Here is a 12,508-nt window from a genome sequence, read left to right on the forward strand (position 1 = left end):
CCTGCCGCCGGCTTCTGCGACATGTCGGCCTGCTTGTTTCCGGCCGCGACCCTGGTTTGGAAGCGTTCCAGCGTTAAAACCATGGGATGAGGCGCAGCCGAGGCTCGGATTCAGGACGCATGACTACCGTGGACGCCCGAGCCGTATCGCGCAGGCGGCCGGCGCGCCGCACGATTTCGACCGGGACCTAGAGGGTGGGGCGGTTCTTGCGGCGAGAGGCTGAGACAATCGAGCACGATCTCCAGGGTCCCGCCTGGCGTGAGCCGGCCTGATGGCGCAGCTCTTCACCCCCGGCGCCGACGCGCTCTACCGCCTCGCCCTGATGACCGGGGTGGCTTGCCTCGTCGGGCTTCCGGTCTTGGCGGCCGGAATCGTGCGCTCGAACTACGTCACGGGCGTCGGGATCGCGCCGGCCCAGCCGCTGCCGTTCAGCCACAAGCACCATTCCGGCGAACTCGGCATCCAGTGCCGCTACTGCCACACCACGGTCGATCGGGAGGCCACCGCCGGCATCCCGCCGACGCATACCTGCATGACCTGCCACTCGCAGATCTGGACGGGCTCGGACATGCTGAAGCCCGTGCGCGACAGCTACGCGCAGGACAAGCCGCTGGAATGGGTGCGGCTGAACAAGCTGCCGCAATACGTCTACTACAATCACTCCGTCCACGTGACGAAGGGGATCGGCTGCTCGACCTGCCACGGCGACGTCACATCGATGCAGATGACCTACCGGGCTAACGCCTTCGAGATGCAGTTCTGCCTCGATTGCCACCGGGCACCGGAGAAATACGTCCGCACGCCGGATCAGGTCTGGAACATGACCTGGGCGCCGCCGGCCGACCAAGCGACGCTAGGTCCCAAGCTTGTAGCCCAGTACCATATCCGCGGTGGGGAGCGGCTGACCGAATGCGGGATCTGCCACCGATGACCGGCGCTCCCGACATCGCCGCTCTGCGCGCGAAACTCGCCGGCGGCGACGGCCCGCGCTTCTGGCGCAGCCTCGACGCCGTGGCCGACAGCCCCGAGTTCCGCGCCTATCTGGCGGTCGAGTTCCCCTCGGCGTCGCGGCTTGCCGCCGCCCCCGAGCGGCGCGGCTTCCTCAAGTTGATGGCCGCCTCCTTCGCACTGGGCGGCTTGACCGCCTGCGGCGGGGGCGGCGGGCGCGACCACGAGGTGCCCTACGTCAACCAGCCCGAGCGGATCGTGCCGGGGACGGACCTGTCCTACGCGTCCTCGGCTGTGTTCGACGGCTTCGGCAACGGCATCCTGGTCACCACCCGCAATGGCCGGCCCCTCAAGATCGAGGGCAATCCCCAGCATCCCTGGAGCCGCGGCGGCACCGACGTGCTGGCCCAGGCCTCGGTGCTCGGGCTGTACGATCCGTTCCGCTCCCAGGCGGTGCAGCATCTCGGCCGGCCGAGTTCCTGGGCGGCGTTCCGGGCGGATCTGCAGGGGCAGATGCCGGGCTGGCGCGCGAACCGGGGCGAGGGTCTCGCCCTGCTCACCGGCCCTGTGACGTCGCCCGGCGCGGCGGCGCAGATCGCGCGGCTGCGGACCGCCTACCCGGCGCTCCGCTGGTATGCCGGCGCCGGGGCCAGCCGCGACGAGATCTACGAGGGCGCCCGGCGGGCCTATGGACGCGTGCTGGAGACCCATCCCGATTTCAGCCGCGCCCGCACCATCGTGGCGCTCGACGGCGATTTCCTGGACCTTGGCCCCGGCCAGGTCGGCCTGTCCCGACGCTGGATCGAGGCGCGGCGCGCGGCCTATGCGGACGGCCGGCTCCTCACCCTCCATGCGGCGGCGCCGACACCGACGCTGACCAGCGCCAAGGCGGATCACGGGATCGTGGTGCCGGCCGGCCGGCTGGAGGCCTTGGCACGAGACCTGCTCAGTCTGGCCGCAGGTGGCGCGGCCCCCGGGGGCGACGACCCCGTGTCCCGCTGGGCGCGGGATGCGGGCACGGCGCTCAACCAAGCTCGGGGCGCCGGCATCGTCACCGCCGGCCTGAGCGCGGGCCCCGAACTGCATGAGCTCGTCCACCGGCTCAACGGCGCACTCGGCAATACCGGCGCAACCGTGATCCACACGGCGCCCACGGAGGAGACGGGGGCCGGGACCCTTGCCGATCTCGCGGAGGCCATGGATCACGGCGCCGTCAAGGTGCTCGTCGTGCTCGGCACCAATCCGGTCTACGAGGCGCCCGGCGCCCTCGATTTCGCCGCCCGGATGAAGCGCGTGCCGCTCAAGATCCATGCGGGGCTCTACTACGACGAGACCGGCGCGCATGCGGATTGGCACCTGCCCGCCGCCCACCCGCTGGAATCCTGGGGCGACGTCCGGTCCCTCGACGGGACGGTGGGGCTGATCCAGCCGACGGTGGCCCCCCTGTATAATGGCCGTACGCTTGCGGAGATGCTGGCCTTCCTCGCGGGCGGCGAGGGCGGGGAGAGTGGTCAGGACGCCCTCGGCCTCCTCAAGGCGCAGTGGCGGAACGAGACCGAGGACGACACGGCCTTCGAGACTCGCTTCTCCCAGGCCCTGCGCCTGGGCTTCTGGGCGGATAGCGCGCGCCCGGCCGAGACCGTCGCGCTGACGCAGGCAGCGGCAACCGTCCCCGCAGCCGCTCTCTCCTCCGCGACCGCTGCCGACGGGGTCGAGGTGCTGTTTCGCCCCGATTCCACGATCTGGGACGGTACCCATGCCGACCTTGCCTGGCTGCAGGAACTCCCCAAGCCCCTGACCAAGGTGGTCTGGGAGAACGTGGTCGCGGTGAGCCCGGGTCTTGCCGAGCGCGAGGGAATCGCCACGGGCGACATCCTGCGCGTCGAGGCGGAGGGCCGCACCGTCGAGGGCCCGGCCTGGATCCTGCCCGGTCAGGCCGACGACACCGTGACGCTGACCCTGGGCTACGGCCGGGACGTGCCGGACCACCTCGCCCGCGGCCTCGGCTACGCCGCCGCGCCCCTGCGCCCGCCGGGTTCGCCCTGGCGGCTCGCCGACGCCCGGCTGACGAAGACCGGCGAGCGGCGCATGCCGGTCACCACCCAGCACCTCGGCACGATGGAGGGACAGGACCTCGTGCGCGTGCAGGCTGTGGGCGCCCCGCCCGTGGGCGACCCGAAGGGCGCGCCGACGCCCGCCTCGTTCTACCCCCCCCCGGAGAGCCAGGACCGCTGGGTCGCGGCGCAATGGGGCATGGCCATCGATCTCGATGCCTGTATCGGCTGCAACGCCTGCGTCACCGCCTGTCAGGCGGAGAACAACATCCCGGTGGTCGGCCGCGAGGAAGTCGAGAAGGGCCGCTGGATGGGCTGGCTGCGGGTCGACCGCTACTACGCGGGCGACCTCGACGCGCCGAGCACGCATTTCCAGCCGGTGCCCTGCATGCATTGCGAGCAGGCGCCCTGCGAACTGGGTTGTCCGGTGGAGGCGACGCTCCACGACAGCGAGGGCCTGAACCTGCAGGTCTACAACCGCTGCGTCGGGACCCGGACCTGCCAGAGCTATTGCCCCTACAAGGTCCGCCGGTTCAACTATCTCGACTATACCGGCGGCATGACCCCGGTGGAGCAGCAGCAACGCAATCCCGAGGTCACGGTCCGGTCCCGCGGCGTGATGGAGAAGTGCACCTACTGCATCCAGCGCATCACGGCCGCCCGGATCACGTCGGCCAAGGATGCCCACGCGCCGATCCCCGACGGCGCCGTCGAAACCGCCTGCCAGGGTGCCTGCCCGACCCGGGCGATCACCTTCGGCAACGTCGCCGATCCGGGCAGCCAGGTCTCGGCCGCCCGCAGGGATCCGCGGGAATACGCCCTCCTCGGTCACCTGAACACGCGTCCGCGCACCACCTACCTCGCCGAGCTTGCGCCTGCCGCAGACTCGAACGGCCGGGAGGGCTGAGCATGTCCGGTCCCCTGATCCGGCCCGACGCGACCCTCCAGGGGATCGGCGGCGCAGTCGCGGCCATCCCGCTGACGCATCCGGGCAACCGGCGCTGGTGGATCGCCTTCGCGGGCGCGGGGGCACTCCTCGGCCTGTTCGTGCTCACCCTCGGCTATCTGCTGTACGCGGGCCCCGGGATCTGGGCGAACAACAACGCCGTCGTCTGGGCGCTGGACATCGCGAGCTACGATTGGTGGATCGGCGTCGCGTCCGGCAGTCTGCTGGTCTCGGCGATCCTGCTCCTGCTCGGGGCGGAGTGGCGCGGAGCGGTGAACCGCGTCGCCGAGACACTGGCGCTGCTCGCCACCGTGGCGGCCGGGCTCTACCCGATCATCCATCTCGGGCGGCCATGGTTCTTCTTCTGGAACCTGCCCTACCCCAACACCTACAATCTCTGGCCGCAATTCCGTTCGCCGCTGCTCTGGGACGCGATCGACATCGTGTCGTTCCTGGTGATCTGCGTGAGCCTCTGGTTCATCGGGCTGCTGCCGGACCTCGCCACCCTGCGCGACCGCGCGCATCTCGAGGCGATGCGACAGCTGGACGTGAAGGCACCGACCCGCAAACTCGCGCTGCTGCGCGCGCAGGTCTACGGCATCCTCGCCTCGGGCTGGCGCGGCTCGGCGGCCCACTGGCAGATCTGGGTCCAGGCCTACAGGACGGTGGCGCTGCTCGGGGTGCTGCTGGTGGTCTCGGTCCAGACCGGCGCCTCGGTGATGCTGGCGGGCTCGCTGATGCCCGGCTGGCACAGCACGCTTCTGCCGGTGAGCTTCCTGGTGAACGCGGTCTATTCCGGCGTCGGCGTGACGGCCGTGATCGTCATGCTGATCCGCATCGTCTACGGTCTCGATGCCCTGGTGACGACCCGCCACATCGACGTGCTCGGGCGGCTGCTGCTCTGCCTCGGCTGCGCCAGCGCCTATTGCTACGCGGCCGAGTATTTCGACACGTTCCTCAACGGCGACGCCGAGGCCCGCGGCGTCCTGGTCCGCCGCATGACGGGCACCCATGCCCTGGTCTCCTGGACGGCCGTCCTGTGTCTCGTCCTGCCCGCGCAGATCCTGTGGTCGGCGCGCATCCGCACGGCGCCGCTGGCCATCGCGGCGGTGGGTCTCCTCGTGGCCGTCGGCGCCTATGCCGACCACGTCATGGTGCTGGTGGTCACCCTCACGCAGGACTTCCTGCCCTCCTCGAAGCTGCCCTACACGACGGATGTCTGGGGCATCGCCACCTTCGCGGGCTCGGTCGGCCTGTTCCTGACCCTGCTGCTGCTGTTCCTGCGCTACCTGCCGGCCGTATCGATCGTCGAGAGCCGCCGTCTCGCCCTGACGGCGTCGCCGGCCGCGCAGGACGACGCCCGCGCGGTCGCGTCCCGGGCCGCCGCGCGGCCCGAGGAGGATCCGGGCTCCGCGCCCCTGTGGGGCGTGTCCGCCACCTTCGCGAGCCAGGGCGACCTGGCTGCCGCCCTCCAGGCGGTCTCGGGCCTCAGCCCAGATCACGTCCATCTCGACGGGCACGGCCCGGTGCCGATGCCCCGCACCCTGCGAGCGCTGGGTCTGGAGGGACGATCGATCCTGCCTTACGCCCTCGCCGGGGCGTTGCTCGGCGGCATCGGCTTCTTCGCCCTGTGCATTTACGCCACGGCCTACGACTACGTCTTTCTGATCGGTGGGCGCCCACGCCTCTCCTGGCCTTCCTTCGTGGTGCCGAGCGTCTCCTTCGCGATGATGGCGGGCTGCGTGGCGATCCACCTCGCGCTCCTCGTGCTCAACCGCTTGCCCCGCCTGAACCACCCGGCCTTCAACATCCCGGGCTTCCTCCGGGCTTCCGAGGACCGGTTCTTCCTCTCCGCCGAGGCGCGCAGCGACCGGTTCGACGCGGGCCGGATCGAGCGGCGGCTTGCGGCACTGCCGGTCGAGGCCGGGCGCCCCCTCGAGGTCCGGCGGATACCGCGATGAGGCGTTCCGACCTCCGCACCTTGCCGCTCGCCCTTCTCGCCTGTCTGGCCCTCACGCCCCTGGCGGCCTGCGGCGAGGCCGACATGGCCGATCAGGCCCGGGCCAAGACCTGGGACAGGAACCCGTTCTTTCCGCGGGAGATCACCATGCGTCAGCCGGTGGCCGGCACGGTGCCGCGCAGCGATCCGGCCCGTGTGGCGCCGCAGCCGGAGACGATCAGCCGGGCGTTGCTCGACCGGGGTCGGGAGCGCTACGGGGTATTCTGCACGCCCTGCCACGGACAGGACGGGCGCGGCGCCGGCATGATCGTGGCGCGCGGCTTCCCGTCTGCCGGAAATCTCACGGCAGAGCGCCTGCGCAAGGCTTCCGCGGCCGAGATCTACGACGCGATCTCGAACGGCCGGAAGGCGATGTTCGGCATGGGCCAGATGATCCCCTCCGCCGATCGCTGGGCGATCGTCGCCTATGTCCGCGCCCTCCAGATCAGCCAGGACGCCCCAGTGGCGCTTCTGCCCGCCGAGGATCGCGCGCGCCTGGAGGCGATGCCGTGAGGCGCTCCGCCCTGCTCGGTTTCCTCGGTCTCGCCCTCCTGGCCGTCTGCCTAATCGCCGGCGGCTGGCGCGGGGCGATGGGCTCGTATCTCGCCGCTTGGCTGGTCCTCCTCGCCCTCCCGGTCGGCGCCCTGCCGGTGGTCGTCGTGGCCGAGCGCTTCGGCAAGCGGGTCCGTGAGCGCGGGGGCATCGAGATGCTGGCGGGCCTACGCCGGCTGATGGCGCTGATGCCGATCGCGGCCGTGCTGGCGCTGCCGGTTCTGGTGGCCGCGCCCCTGCTCTATCCCTGGGTAACGGCCCCAGCGCGCACCCCGCTCGCCGCCCTGTGGTTCACGGTGCCGTTCTTCGCGATCCGGGTGATCGTCTATCTCGCCGCCTGGACCTGGCTGGCCCTGCGCTTCGCCCGGCCATTCGACGCACCCGGTGAGGGCCGGACCGTGCCGGCGGTGGGGCTGCACGCGGTCATCGGCACGCTGTTCGTCACAGACGTGGTTGCCTCCCTCGACCCGCGGCTCGACTCCACCCTTCTGGGCCTCATAGTGATGACGGCCTGGAGCGGCCTCGCCTTCGCGGCGGCGATCCTCCTCGCCTGGGAGGAGCCCGAGCCCGTCGGCCGCGGCCGCACCGCACCGGGACGCGGCCGGCTGGTGCCCCTCGTCGTACTGCTCGGCCTCTGGGCCTATCTGCACTTCGTGCAGTTCCTGATCGGTTGGTCTGCCAACCTGCCGCCCGAGGTGGCCTGGTACTTCGCCCGCGGCGGCTGGGTCGGGCGGGCGCTGGCGATCGTGGCCGGCGCGGTCGTGGTGCTGGCCGGGCTCGCGACCCTCCGGCCGGGGCGCCCGACCACCCGGATCCTGGCCGGCGCGGCGCTCGCCGTCCACGCCCTAGAGATGTTCTGGCTGATCACCCCGGCGCTGCGCGACCGCTTCGTCCTCCGGCCGAGCGACGCGCTGGCCGCCGGCGGCGTGGCCTGTCTCGCCGTCGCGCTCCGGCCGGTGCTGCGGCCGCGCGCGGACCGGGCGGCCTCCAAGGCCCGTCGCGCCGGGAGGCCGGCATGAGTGCGGACGGACCTTCCGGGCTGATCCCGGCGATCCTGGCCGGGCTGACCCTGCGCGGCAGCGGCCTCCTGAGCGGGCGCCCGCCGCGCCCGGCCGCCAACACCGAGCGTGATCCCGACGATCCCGGGCACGAGACCAGCGACGTCAACGTCCGCAACACCGCGCTGGTGATGGCGGGGCTCGCCCTGACCGCCCTGGCGGTGATCGGCACGATGGTCTGGATGATGGCGACGTTCGCGGCGAGCCAGCGCCGGGCCCTGCCTGCCCTGACGCCCCAGCAGACCATGCCGCTGGTGCCCCCGCCGCCGAACCTACAGGCCGATCCCTACGCCGATCTCGACCGTGAGCGGGCGGCGGCCGAGGCGCACCTGTCCGGCTACGGCTACCGGGACGAGGCCCGCACCCGTGCCCGAATCCCGATCGGTCGCGCCATGGACCTGGTCATCGGCCGATCCCTCGACGCCGCGGAGCCTGGAGACCGATGACGCCGGGCCACGATTCCCTCCAGCTCTGGCCCGCCGCGGTCTCCGCCACCGCGAGCGAGACCGATTGGCTCATCCTGGCCTTCACGGTGCTGACGCTTTTGCTGACCGTTCCGGTCTTCGTGGCGATCACCTACTTCGCCCTGCGCTACCGTGAGGGCTCCGAGGCGGACCGGAGCCCGTCTGGCATCCGCTCCAACCTCATCGAGATCAGCTGGATGCTGATCCCGTTCCTGCTGACCCTGATTTTCTTCGTCTGGGGCGCACGGCTCTACGTCCACTCGAAGAACCCGCCTCCGGACGCCATGGTGGTCGAGGCGATCGGCCGGCAGTGGATGTGGAAGTTCCAGCATCCCACCGGCCAGTCCGAGATCAACAACCTCCACCTCCCGATCGGCCAGCCGATCCGCCTGCACATCATCAGCCAGGACGTGATCCACGCCCTCTACCTGCCGGCGGTGCGCCTGCAGGTGGCGGCCCTGCCCGACCGCTACACCGACCTGTGGTTCAAGGCCGACAAGACCGGCACCTATCACCTCTACTGCTCGGAATATTGCGGCACCGACCATTCGGTGATGGGCGGCGAGGTCACCTTCATGAATCCCGGCGACTATCAAGACTGGCTGACCCATGCCGGCGCGCAGCAGGGCAAGGTCGCGGCGGGCCGGGCCCTCTACGAGGCCTATGGCTGCGCCGGATGCCATGAGCCGGGCTCGCCCGTGAAGGCGCCAAGCCTCGCGGGTCTCTACGGATCCGCGGTGACGCTCGCCGATGGCCGCACCGTGACCGCCGACGAGGCGTGGTTGCGGGAGAAAATCCTGAACCCGAACGGCGACCGGCTCGCCGGAGCGGGCAAGCAGGTCATGCCGAGCTTCGCCGGCCGGATTCCGGCGGACGAACTCGGGACGCTGACCGACTTCCTGAAATCCTATTCGGGTCCGGCTTCCGGCAAGGCCGCGGACGCGACGCCGGCGGGGGCGACACGATGAGCGCATCGGGCACCATCGGCGGCACCGCCCGCCGCGAACCCCACACCCCGGAATCGACGATCGGCCGCAAGGCCGATTACCTGCATGCGGAATCGACTCTGCGCTCGTGGTTCCTCGCGACCGACCACAAGCGCATCGCGATCCTCTACCTCGTCTCGATCACCGGCTTCTTCGTGATCGGCGCCCTGGCGGCGGGCGTGGTCCGGCTGGCGCTCGTCGTGCCGAACGGCGCGATCATGACCAACGACACCTACAACAAGGCCTTCACCATCCACGGCGTGGTGATGGTCTGGTTCTTCCTGATCCCGTCGATCCCCGCGACCTTCGGCAACTTCCTGATCCCCCTCATGATCGGGGCGAAGGACCTCGCCTTCCCGAAGCTCAACCTGACGAGCTGGTACGTGTTCATGGCGGGCGCCCTGTTCACCCTGGTCTCGGTGGTGCTGGGCGGGGTCGATACCGGCTGGACCTTCTACGCCCCGCTCTCCACGGCCTTCTCGAACACCTGGGTGCTGCCGGCGCTGATCGGCGTCACCATCGTGGGCTTCTCGTCGATCCTGACCGGGCTCAACTTCGTGGTCACGATCCACACCATGCGGGCGCCCGGCATGACGTGGTTCAAGCTGCCGATCTTCGTCTGGGCGCACTACGCCACGAGCCTGATCTTCCTGCTGGCGACGCCGGTCATCACCACGGCGCTGATCCTGCTGATCGCGGAGCGCGCCTTCCACATCGGCGTGTTCGATCCGGCCTATGGCGGTGACCCGGTTCTGTTCCAGCACCTGTTCTGGTTCTACTCGCACCCGGCCGTGTACATCATGGTCCTGCCCGGGATGGGGGTCATCTCCGAGATCGTCCCGGCCTTCGCGCAGAAGAAGCTGTTCGGCTACCGGTTCGTCGCCTACGCGTCGATCGGCCTCGCCTCGGTGACCTTCTTCGTCTGGGGCCACCACATGTTCGTCAACGGCCAGAGTGATCTGGCCTCGCTGGTGTTCTCCGCCCTGTCCTTCGCGGTGGCGGTGCCCTCGGCGGTGAAGGTCTATAACTGGACCGCCACGATCCATAAGGGCTCGCTCCGGCTCGACACCCCGATGCTCTACGCGATGGGCTATATCGGCCTGTTCGTGCTCGGCGGGCTGACCGGCCTCTATCTCGCGACGCTCGCGATCAACCAGCACATCCACGCGACCTACTTCGTGGTCGCGCATTTCCACTACATCATGGTCGGCGGCACCGTGCTGGCGTTCCTGGGCGGCCTGCACTTCTGGTGGCCGAAATTCACCGGCCGGATGTACAGCGAGCCCTGGGGCCGGGTCTCGGCGCTGCTGATCTTCCTCGGCTTCAACGTGACCTTCTTCCCGCAGTTCATCCTCGGCTATCTCGGGATGCCGCGGCGCTACGCGACCTACCCGGCCGAGTTCCAGCTCCTCAACGTGCTGTCCTCGGCGGGCGCCACCATCCTGGCGGCGGGCTACATCTTCCCGATGCTCTACCTCGTCTATTCCCTGTGGTTCGGGCGGAAGGCGCCCGCCAACCCGTGGAACGCGAAGGGGCTCGAGTGGGAGACCGCCTCCCCGCCGCCGACGCACAATTTCCTCACGCCCCCGGAGGTCCCGCGCATCCCCTACGATTACCCGATCCAGGCACAGGAATCCCGGGATCAGCACGGATGACCCAGCCCTTGGCAGACGGCGTCGGTGTCGCGCGGGCCGAGCATTTCGAGAGCGTCGCCCAGCAGCGCGAGGCCGCGACGCTCGGCATCTGGGCGTGGCTGATCACCGAGCTGCTGCTGTTCTCGGCCCTGTTCCTGGTGGCGCTGATCACCCGGATCCAGCACCCCGAGGCGACGGTCGCGGCGACCAAGCACCTCAAGTTCTGGATCGGCGCCACCAACACCGTGGTGCTGGTCTGCTCCTCGCTCACCATGTCGATGGCGATCGAATTCTCGCGGATGGGCTGGCAGCGCGCCATGGTGAGGGCGATGCTGGCCACCGCGGCGCTGGGGGGCCTGTTCCTCGTGCTCAAAGGCTACGAGTACTATGCCGACTGGGACGAGCACATGATGCCGTTCTTGAGGAGCCGCCCCTTCGCGCTGGCCGAGACGCCGCCCGCGCGGCTGTTCGTGAACCTCTACTACGTCGCCACGATGCTGCACGCGCTGCACCTGTTCACCGGCATCGCGCTCCTGCTCGGCATCACCTGGATGGCCGCCAAGGCTGGCTTCCTCTCTCGGCACCAGAACTGGATCGAGGTCTACGGCCTCTACTGGCACTTCATCGACCTCGTCTGGATCCTGGCCTTCCCGATCCTCTACGTGGTGAACCGGTAGGATGCGCAATCCCCTGGCCGCCCTGAGCGCCGACGACCGCGCCCTGCTCCGGAAGCGCCTGCGCACGCCCTTGCTCACCTTTCTGGCGCTGCTGGCGCTGCTGGCGGTGAACGTCACGCTGGGGGCCACCCTCCCCTTCGCGCAGGTCTGGATCGTCGAGCTGCTGGTGGTCGCCGTGATGGTGGCGCTGATCCTCCTCGTCTCCATGGAGGTGATCCATGAGCCGCCCCTGATCCGGCTGTTCTCGGCCCTCGGCTTCTTCTGGGTCGTCATCCTGGTCGGCATGACCCTGACGGATTATCTGGCCCGCTGAGCCGCGCGAAAGCCGTTGTTCGAACGGCGGAACACTCCTACACCTCGCCGCTCTCCCGCATGGCCCGGCTGCAAAACGATGTGCGAACTGCTCGGCATGAGCGCCAACGTGCCGACCGACATCCGCTTCTCCTTCGCGGGCCTCGCCCGACGCGGCGGCGACACCGGTCCCCACGCTGACGGCTGGGGCATCAGCTTCTATGATGGGCGCACCTGCCGCAGCTTTCACGAGCCGGAGCCGAGCGCGCGCTCGCAGCTCGCCCGGCTGCTGCGCGACATGCCGATCAAGAGCCGGATCGTGGTCGCGCATGTCCGCAAGGCCAATCGCGGCCGGGTCAGCCTGGAGAACACCCATCCGTTCTCTCGGGAATTGTGGGGCCGCCGCTGGACCTTCGCGCATAACGGCCAGCTCAAGGGCGTGAAGCGTCTGCCGCTCGGCGGCTTCATGCCGATCGGCAGCACAGACAGCGAGCACGCCTTCTGCTGGATGCTGGGACGGCTGCAGGCCCGGTACAAGGCCCTGCCCCGTCCCGAGACCCTCGACCGGGCGGTGGCCGACCTCGCGGGCGAGCTGCACGCGCTCGGCGTGTTCAACATGCTGCTCACCGACAGCCGCACCCTCTACGCCCATTGCGGCAAGCGGCTGTGCTACCTGACCCGCTGCGCCCCCTTCGGGAAGGCCACCCTGATCGACGAGGACTGGCAGGTCGACTTCGCGAAGGAGACCACCGAGCACGATGTGGTGACGGTGATCGCCACCCAGGCGCTGACCCGGGACGAGTGCTGGACCGACCTCGCCCGCGGCGACGTCCTGACCCTGCGGGACGGAGCGATCCGGCTGTTGAGACCGGGCAACTTAGCTTAAGTGTGTTTTGCGC

At 69.8% G+C, this 12,508-nt stretch carries 11 protein-coding genes; all 11 read left to right on the forward strand.

The annotated features are described in order from the left end of the window. The first annotated feature begins 271 nt into the window (after positions 1-271). The 11 genes from CIW48_RS09540 (at position 272) to CIW48_RS09590 (ending at position 12,495) form a co-directional block, all read left to right on the forward strand. Positions 272-931 carry a cytochrome c3 family protein gene (locus tag CIW48_RS09540; RefSeq protein WP_091783215.1) on the forward strand — a complete coding sequence of 220 codons (660 nt, stop codon included), beginning with the start codon at positions 272-274 and terminating at the stop codon, positions 929-931. Further along, the gene (locus CIW48_RS09545; protein WP_149310585.1) at positions 928-3,909 is read left to right on the forward strand and encodes a TAT-variant-translocated molybdopterin oxidoreductase; all 2,982 of its coding nucleotides are present in this window, start codon (positions 928-930) and stop codon (positions 3,907-3,909) included. The genes CIW48_RS09540 and CIW48_RS09545 overlap by 4 nt, the downstream gene beginning before the upstream one ends. A gap of 2 nt (positions 3,910-3,911) precedes the next feature. Then, positions 3,912-5,909 (forward strand): quinol:electron acceptor oxidoreductase subunit ActD, encoded by a 1,998-nt coding sequence (locus CIW48_RS09550; RefSeq protein WP_149310586.1) that lies wholly within the window; start codon positions 3,912-3,914, stop codon positions 5,907-5,909. Further along, on the forward strand, positions 5,906-6,460 hold the full coding sequence (locus CIW48_RS09555; RefSeq protein WP_149310587.1) for a cytochrome c: 555 nt from the start codon (positions 5,906-5,908) through the stop codon (positions 6,458-6,460). The genes CIW48_RS09550 and CIW48_RS09555 overlap by 4 nt, the downstream gene beginning before the upstream one ends. Then, on the forward strand, positions 6,457-7,518 hold the full coding sequence (locus tag CIW48_RS09560; RefSeq protein WP_149310588.1) for a hypothetical protein: 1,062 nt from the start codon (positions 6,457-6,459) through the stop codon (positions 7,516-7,518). Before CIW48_RS09555 ends, CIW48_RS09560 begins: the two co-directional genes overlap by 4 nt. Then, the gene (locus CIW48_RS09565) at positions 7,515-8,003 is read left to right on the forward strand and encodes a hypothetical protein (RefSeq protein WP_149310589.1); all 489 of its coding nucleotides are present in this window, start codon (positions 7,515-7,517) and stop codon (positions 8,001-8,003) included. Before CIW48_RS09560 ends, CIW48_RS09565 begins: the two co-directional genes overlap by 4 nt. Beyond that, positions 8,000-8,989, forward strand: a complete 990-nt coding sequence (gene coxB / locus CIW48_RS09570; protein WP_149310590.1) for a cytochrome c oxidase subunit II — start codon at positions 8,000-8,002, stop codon at positions 8,987-8,989. Before CIW48_RS09565 ends, coxB begins: the two co-directional genes overlap by 4 nt. Further along, positions 8,986-10,662 carry a cbb3-type cytochrome c oxidase subunit I gene (locus CIW48_RS09575; protein ID WP_149310591.1) on the forward strand — a complete coding sequence of 559 codons (1,677 nt, stop codon included), beginning with the start codon at positions 8,986-8,988 and terminating at the stop codon, positions 10,660-10,662. The genes coxB and CIW48_RS09575 overlap by 4 nt, the downstream gene beginning before the upstream one ends. Continuing rightward, entirely contained in the window at positions 10,659-11,318 is a 660-nt protein-coding gene (locus tag CIW48_RS09580) for a cytochrome c oxidase subunit 3 (RefSeq protein WP_149310592.1), read from the forward strand. Before CIW48_RS09575 ends, CIW48_RS09580 begins: the two co-directional genes overlap by 4 nt. A gap of 1 nt (position 11,319) precedes the next feature. After that, positions 11,320-11,631 carry an oxidase gene (locus CIW48_RS09585; protein WP_149310593.1) on the forward strand — a complete coding sequence of 104 codons (312 nt, stop codon included), beginning with the start codon at positions 11,320-11,322 and terminating at the stop codon, positions 11,629-11,631. Positions 11,632-11,709: 78 nt separating this feature from the next. Further along, on the forward strand, positions 11,710-12,495 hold the full coding sequence (locus tag CIW48_RS09590; protein WP_091783244.1) for a class II glutamine amidotransferase: 786 nt from the start codon (positions 11,710-11,712) through the stop codon (positions 12,493-12,495). The last annotated feature ends 13 nt before the right edge of the window (positions 12,496-12,508 follow it).

This window comes from Methylobacterium sp. P1-11, assembly GCF_008329595.1.
In the GTDB taxonomy this organism is placed as follows: domain Bacteria; phylum Pseudomonadota; class Alphaproteobacteria; order Rhizobiales; family Beijerinckiaceae; genus Methylobacterium.

Excerpts from the sequence above, each read along its gene's own strand:
- CIW48_RS09540 (WP_091783215.1), top strand. The coding sequence starts at position 272 with ATGGCGCAGCTCTTCACCCCCGGCGCCGACGCGCTCTACCGCCTCGCC.
- CIW48_RS09545 (WP_149310585.1), top strand. The coding sequence starts at position 928 with ATGACCGGCGCTCCCGACATCGCCGCTCTGCGCGCGAAACTCGCCGGC.
- CIW48_RS09550 (WP_149310586.1), top strand. The coding sequence starts at position 3,912 with ATGTCCGGTCCCCTGATCCGGCCCGACGCGACCCTCCAGGGGATCGGC.
- CIW48_RS09555 (WP_149310587.1), top strand. The coding sequence starts at position 5,906 with ATGAGGCGTTCCGACCTCCGCACCTTGCCGCTCGCCCTTCTCGCCTGT.
- CIW48_RS09565 (WP_149310589.1), top strand. The coding sequence starts at position 7,515 with ATGAGTGCGGACGGACCTTCCGGGCTGATCCCGGCGATCCTGGCCGGG.
- coxB (WP_149310590.1), top strand. The coding sequence starts at position 8,000 with ATGACGCCGGGCCACGATTCCCTCCAGCTCTGGCCCGCCGCGGTCTCC.
- CIW48_RS09575 (WP_149310591.1), top strand. The coding sequence starts at position 8,986 with ATGAGCGCATCGGGCACCATCGGCGGCACCGCCCGCCGCGAACCCCAC.
- CIW48_RS09580 (WP_149310592.1), top strand. The coding sequence starts at position 10,659 with ATGACCCAGCCCTTGGCAGACGGCGTCGGTGTCGCGCGGGCCGAGCAT.
- CIW48_RS09585 (WP_149310593.1), top strand. The coding sequence starts at position 11,320 with ATGCGCAATCCCCTGGCCGCCCTGAGCGCCGACGACCGCGCCCTGCTC.
- CIW48_RS09590 (WP_091783244.1), top strand. The coding sequence starts at position 11,710 with ATGTGCGAACTGCTCGGCATGAGCGCCAACGTGCCGACCGACATCCGC.